The organism is Arthrobacter sp. 35/47, from assembly GCF_000520475.1.
Classification (GTDB): Bacteria; Actinomycetota; Actinomycetes; order Actinomycetales; family Micrococcaceae; genus Arthrobacter_D; species Arthrobacter_D subterraneus.
Genome location: NZ_KI914619.1, coordinates 130,805 through 136,210, shown reverse-complemented (window position 1 = coordinate 136,210; position 5,406 = coordinate 130,805). Strand labels below are relative to the sequence as shown.

Annotated in this window: 7 protein-coding genes and 2 pseudogenes; 8 read left to right on the top strand and 1 reads right to left on the bottom strand. The window is 63.6% G+C overall.

What is annotated here, in order from left to right:
• Nucleotides 1-369 (bottom strand): annotated as a pseudogene (locus X803_RS22390) (hypothetical protein); the annotation flags it as partial.
• Between the two features lie 258 nt (nt 370-627).
• Here X803_RS22390 and X803_RS0116135 point away from each other — a divergent pair.
• The 8 genes and pseudogenes from X803_RS0116135 to prfB form a co-directional block, all read left to right on the top strand.
• A complete protein-coding gene (locus X803_RS0116135) occupies nt 628-1,851 on the top strand; it encodes a TadA family conjugal transfer-associated ATPase (RefSeq protein ID WP_026545936.1) in 1,224 nt (407 codons plus the stop codon).
• Nucleotides 1,848-2,705: a type II secretion system F family protein gene (locus X803_RS0116130; RefSeq protein WP_026545935.1), complete on the top strand. Its 858-nt coding sequence runs from the start codon at nt 1,848-1,850 to the stop codon at nt 2,703-2,705. Before X803_RS0116135 ends, X803_RS0116130 begins: the two co-directional genes overlap by 4 nt.
• Nucleotides 2,705-3,637 carry a type II secretion system F family protein gene (locus tag X803_RS0116125; RefSeq protein WP_035779456.1) on the top strand — a complete coding sequence of 311 codons (933 nt, stop codon included), beginning with the start codon at nt 2,705-2,707 and terminating at the stop codon, nt 3,635-3,637. The genes X803_RS0116130 and X803_RS0116125 overlap by 1 nt, the downstream gene beginning before the upstream one ends.
• 57 nt (nt 3,638-3,694) lie before the next feature.
• Nucleotides 3,695-3,913, top strand: coding sequence for a hypothetical protein (locus tag X803_RS0116120; RefSeq protein ID WP_026545933.1), 219 nt, complete (start codon nt 3,695-3,697; stop codon nt 3,911-3,913).
• A gap of 4 nt (nt 3,914-3,917) precedes the next feature.
• A complete protein-coding gene (locus X803_RS20695) occupies nt 3,918-4,334 on the top strand; it encodes a TadE/TadG family type IV pilus assembly protein (protein ID WP_051470842.1) in 417 nt (138 codons plus the stop codon).
• Nucleotides 4,315-4,767 (top strand): hypothetical protein, encoded by a 453-nt coding sequence (locus X803_RS20690; protein ID WP_051470841.1) that lies wholly within the window; start codon nt 4,315-4,317, stop codon nt 4,765-4,767. Before X803_RS20695 ends, X803_RS20690 begins: the two co-directional genes overlap by 20 nt.
• Entirely contained in the window at nt 4,764-5,231 is a 468-nt protein-coding gene (locus X803_RS0116105) for a pilus assembly protein TadG-related protein (RefSeq protein ID WP_051470840.1), read from the top strand. The genes X803_RS20690 and X803_RS0116105 overlap by 4 nt, the downstream gene beginning before the upstream one ends.
• Nucleotides 5,232-5,268: 37 nt before the next feature.
• Nucleotides 5,269-5,406 (top strand): annotated as a pseudogene (gene prfB, locus X803_RS22385) (peptide chain release factor 2); the annotation flags it as partial.

The following is a 5,406-nucleotide window of genomic DNA, read 5'->3' as shown; positions in this document are numbered from 1 at the left end:
TGCCGGCTCCTGCGGGTCGCCCGTCACTTCGAGCCGCTCGAGTCCTTGTCCCATGCTTGCGCCGTGGTTCCCGATGAGATCCGCCAGCAGTGCCGGATCGTTCCGGTAGTCCGCGGCGGTCAGCGTTTCCTCGGCCGATGCGGATGGGGACGACGACGGCGACGGCTGGGGAGATGCCTCCTCCACCGGCGTCGCTGGTTCAGTCGGAGCGGCTGGTTCCGTGGCAGTGGCGATGGCGGTCGCCTCCGCGGGACCCGTCGGCTGCGTCGGGACCGGTTCAGTTGCGAGCGCTGGGGTCAGGCCGGTGAGGAGGCTGAGAGTAACCACCGATGAGAGGGCGACGGTCTTGGCTGCACGGGAAGCTATCACGGGGGAAGGTCTCCAAGTTGTGCAAGTTCCGGAAGGAGCCTGACCGGCATCCGATACTCGCGTGTTGCTGGTGTGACGGGTGGGACTGGTGTTACAGGGCCCGCCGCATAGTTCTCCACAGGTCCTTCATTGGGCTAGGTAAGTTGATTTGCTGTGGCCTACGCTTTGATGCAGGGAACCGGGTTCGAAAGTTCCTCACCAGTCTGACAGTCTCCGGCGTGCTCTTTCCTCCTGCATGCCGAATCCTTGGGGAAAACTATGGATGCAGTGCGCATTGTTGAGGATGAGGTAAGAGAGCTCATCCGGCGTCGGGGCCTTGATCCGGCGCTGCAGAGTGGAGAAGTGCGGCGTCTTGTTGAAGCTGCTGTCAATGACTATGACGAACGCTCACTGGTGGGTTCACTTCCGCCGCTTGGCCACCGTGAGCAGGCAAGCCGCTACGTCTTTGCCGCGGTTGCGGGCTACGGCGCCTTGCAGCCGCTCCTGGATGATCCCGCCATTGAAGAAATCTGGATCAACTCCCCTTCCGAGATATACGTGGCGCGGGCTGGAGAGTCGGAGCTCACGTCCCTGAGTCTCAGCGAGCAGCAGGTTCGCGATCTTGTGGAAAAAATGCTGAAGTCCTCGGGTCGCCGCCTTGACTTGTCGTCGCCCTTCGTCGATGCATCCCTCCCGGACGGCTCCAGGCTGCATGTGGTGATTCCCGACGTCACACGCCGCCATTGGGCAGTGAACATCAGGAAATTCGTCTCCCGCGCAACCCGGCTGGACCACCTCGTCGAGCTTGGAACGCTGTCACCGCAGGCTGCGCGTTTCCTCAGCGCGGCGGTGGCGAGCGGGCTGAACATCCTCGTTTCCGGAGCTACCCAGGCAGGCAAGACAACAATGCTCAATTGCCTCGGCGCCAGCATCGGCCCGCGTGAGCGGGTGGTGACCGTAGAGGAGATTTTCGAGCTCCAGTTCCCCCTGCGCGACGTCGTGGGCCTGCAATGCCGGCAGCCGAATCTTGAAGGGCACGGCGAAATACCGCTGCGGCGCCTTGTCAAGGAAGCCCTCCGGATGCGGCCTGACAGGTTGATTGTCGGAGAGGTTCGGGAGGCCGAGAGTCTCGACATGCTGATTGCGCTGAACTCGGGCCTGCCCGGTATGTGCAGCGTTCACGCCAACAGTGCACATGACGCAATCACGAAGATATGCACGCTGCCTCTGTTGGCGGGAAACAACATCTCCAGCGCCTTCGTTGTGCCCACCGTCGCCTCCTGCATCGACCTCGTGGTGCACTGCGTCCGCGAGCGCTCAGGTGCCCGGCGCGTCACGGAGATCGTTGCGCTGGGCCGCCGGGTTGAAAACGGCGTGATTGAAACCTCCACTGTCTTCAGGCGCATGGAGGGAGAGCTGAGGCTCACCGCGTCCACGATGCCGGCGGAAGAGAAGTTCGCCTCCGCGGGCTATTCTGTTGCCTCCCTCCTCAATCCGTCATGACCGTCGCGATCGGCGCCGCACTTGGGTCGGGCCTGTTCCTCATCTGGTGGTCAACGTGGGCGGTACCGCCGCGTCCCCAGGCGTCGAAACGCCGTACGGGCAGGGTGGAAGAGTTGTTGATCAGGGCGGGAATCGAGCGGGTATCCGCCGGAGGGCTGGTCGCGGCCTCTGCCATTGCGGGGTTGTTCGTCTTCCTTGTCGCGTTCGTATTCACCGGGACCCCGGCGATCGCTGCCTGTTTCGCGATTTTCGGCGGCCTCGCACCCCTCATGGTTGTGCGATGGCGGGCCAACAAACGTACGGCATCGCTGCGCGAGCTATGGCCGGACGTGGTAGATCATCTGCGCTCCGCCATCAGGGCCGGTCTTTCACTGCCCGAGGCGTTGATGCAGCTGGGCGTGAAGGGTCCGGAGGAATTGCGTCCGGCTTTCCGGGAGTTCGCCGGCGATTACCGCTCCGGTGGACAGTTCGATTCTTCCCTGGACCGGCTGAAGGACCGGCTGGCTGACCCGGTGGCCGACAGGATCGTGGAGGCGCTGCGCCTCACCCGTGAGGTCGGCGGCACGGATCTTGGCCGGCTCCTCGGCACGCTCGCAGAATTCCTCCGGGACAGTGCACGGACCCGGAGCGAACTTGAAGCACGGCAATCATGGACGGTCAACGCTGCCAGACTGGCTGTCGCGGCACCGTGGATTGTGCTTGCACTCCTGTCCACCCGCCCGGAGGCAGTCGCCGCCTACAACACCGCGGGCGGGGCAGTAGTGCTGATCGGCGGGCTTGTTGTATCGGCATTCTGTTACTGGATCATGCTCCGCATCGGCGCCCTCCCTGACGACGAACGGGTGCTTCGCTGATGGGCACACTGTCTCTGGCCGTCCTTGCCGGTGCATGTCTCGGGTCCGGGCTGTGGCTCACTTTCGTGCGGCTGCCAATCATGCGCCAACCACGTTTCGTTGAGCGAATCGCTCCCCAGCTCAAATCCGTCGACGTCGGCTCCAGACTTCTGGATTCCCAGTCCGTCACACCCTTCGGTCCGCTGGAACGAATTGTTCGCCCGGTCGCGCGCGATGCCGTGACCTGGCTCAACCGCTACAGTCCGGCGTCCTCGATCCTTGCGCGACGGCTCGACCAGGCAGGGCGGAATCAGTCCGTCCTCGATTTCCGGGCTGAGCAGATCATGTGGGGAAGCGCAGGGTTGGCTCTGTCGACGATGGTTATTCTGAGCCTCGCAACCTCGGGCGGCTTCAATCCGTTCCTTGCCGTGCTCATCATTTTCGGCAGCGCCGCGGGCGGGTACCTGTTTCGTGACTACCTGCTGGGTACGGAAATCAGGAAGCGGGAGAGCCGCATCCTGGCGGAATTCCCCAGCCTCGCCGAATTGATGGCGCTGGCTGTCAGCGCGGGGGAGAGCGCTACGGGAGCGCTCGAACGAATCTGCAGAACAGGAAACGGCGAACTGGCAAAGGAATTCAGCCGGGTGCTTGCCGAAACCCGGGCAGGGACACCCCTGATGGAGTCCCTCCAGAATTTTTCCAACCGCACGCAGTTGGCACCGCTGGTGCGGTTCGTCGACGGTATCAGCGTGGCAGTAGAACGCGGAACACCGCTGGCGGACGTGCTTCGCGCCCAGGCCCAGGATGTCCGGGATCTCTCAAAACGGGAACTGATGGAGTCCGCTGGGCGCAAGGAAATTGCCATGATGGTGCCGCTTGTATTCGGCGTTCTGCCCTTGACCGTTCTGTTCGCTGTCTACCCGGGCATTGCCCTGATCAACCTGGGATTCTGATTCGCGAATCAAAACCCACTGAAGCAGATCAACCCCACAGAAAGAGAGGAATCCAGCATGCGTCATCGCCTCATCGCACGCTTCCTGTACGTCACCACCCTGTTCTCATCGGGCATACACGCCATGTCCCCGGAGGACCACCTCGAGCGCGGTGACGTGCCCGGGTGGGTCATGATCACGCTGATGTCGGCTGTCCTCGTTGCCGGTCTCCTCGCTATCGCCTCACCGGCACTGGAGGGACTGTTCAATGAGGCGATCAACCGTGTGAGCCGATAGCGCAGTGTTCACAGCTGCAGGGTGCACAAGCCCGGCCCGTGAGCACCGGCACGCGGGTGAACGCGGCACCGCAACAGTCGATTTCGCCCTCATCGGTGGTCTCCTGACGGTCATTTTCATCGCCATCGTGCAGCTCACGCTGGTCCTCCATGTGCGCAACACCCTGATCGATGCAGCGTCATCGGGCGCACGGTACGGCACGCTCGCCGATCGTTCACCCGCCGACGCCGCAGCCCGCACAAGCGCCCTCATCTCCGGCGCCATCAGCAGCACCTACGCGCAGGACGTATCCGTAAGCCAGGTCAACCGCGGAGGGTCAGTCGTCCTGCAGGTCACTGTCCGGGCACCGATTCCCGTGCTCGGCCTCATCGGCCCCGCGGGCACCCTGGAGGTGACCGGGCATGCTGCCCTCCCGTCATGAGCGCGCGCGGGCGGCACTCCAGAACGACGACGCCGGCAGTGCGGTCCTTGAGTTCACTTTCCTTGGGCTGCTCCTCCTGGTGCCCGTGGTCTATCTGGTCCTCACGGTGGGAGCAGTACAGGGGGCGTCGTTCGCCGTCGTCGGTGCAGCTGATCAGGCAGCGAAAGTGTTCGTCGATTCCGACAATCCGGCGGAAGCCCATACCCGTGCACAGGAGGCCGTGAACCTGACGGTGAACGATTTCGGTTTCCCACCCCAGGACGCCGCCGTCACCATCACCTGCGGAGGCACCTGCCTTGAGCCCGGCTCAAGCGTGACGGTTGACGTCACTCTCAAGGTTCCACTCCCGCTTATTCCCACAATGCCCGGGCTGAACACCTCTGCCGCCACGGTGGATTCCCGGTCAACCCAACTCGTGGAGCGGTTCGGATGACGGCTACGCCCGAGCCTGGTGCAGGGCAGGATATCGGCGAGGAAGGCCAGGTCACCGTCCTGATCATCGGGTACATTCTGCTGTCCCTCCTGGTCATCGCAGTCGTCACCGCGGTATCCGCCGTATACATCGAGCACAAGAAACTTCTCTCCGTCGCTGACGGTGCGGCGCTGAGCGCGGCCGACACGTTCGCGGTCGCCTCGATCGACGCAGCCGGCGGTGAGCCGGCTCCCGCCCTCGATTCGGAATCCGTGTCACAGACGGCCGCCGCCTACGTCGAACGGGCCGGAGCGCCCGCGCGGTTCAACAACCTCGCCCTGGACCCGTCGACCGGCGCTCCCGACTCCCGCACCGCGCGCGTGGTGCTTACCGCCGTCGTCCATCCGCCGATCGTGAACTACCTGGTCCCCGCCGGGATTCCCATCATCGCCACCGCCGATGCGCGGGCGGACCTGACGCGGTAGCCGCGGCCGGAGCACCATGACGTAGTCTTGAAACACCATGGCAGATATTGATTTTTCCGCAGAAATCCGCGCCCTCCGAGCGAAATACGACTCCATTGAGGCAGTGACGGACGTCGAAGCGATCCGTGCAGAAATCGCCGATCTCACCGAACAGGCAGGCGAACCCAACCTGTCC

Bases quoted from the DNA above. Each gene is read 5' to 3' on its own strand.
- X803_RS20690 (WP_051470841.1), top strand. From the start codon at position 4,315: ATGCTGCCCTCCCGTCATGAGCGCGCGCGGGCGGCACTCCAGAACGAC.
- X803_RS0116125 (WP_035779456.1), top strand. From the start codon at position 2,705: ATGGGCACACTGTCTCTGGCCGTCCTTGCCGGTGCATGTCTCGGGTCC.
- X803_RS0116130 (WP_026545935.1), top strand. From the start codon at position 1,848: ATGACCGTCGCGATCGGCGCCGCACTTGGGTCGGGCCTGTTCCTCATC.
- X803_RS0116120 (WP_026545933.1), top strand. From the start codon at position 3,695: ATGCGTCATCGCCTCATCGCACGCTTCCTGTACGTCACCACCCTGTTC.
- X803_RS0116135 (WP_026545936.1), top strand. From the start codon at position 628: ATGGATGCAGTGCGCATTGTTGAGGATGAGGTAAGAGAGCTCATCCGG.
- X803_RS0116105 (WP_051470840.1), top strand. From the start codon at position 4,764: ATGACGGCTACGCCCGAGCCTGGTGCAGGGCAGGATATCGGCGAGGAA.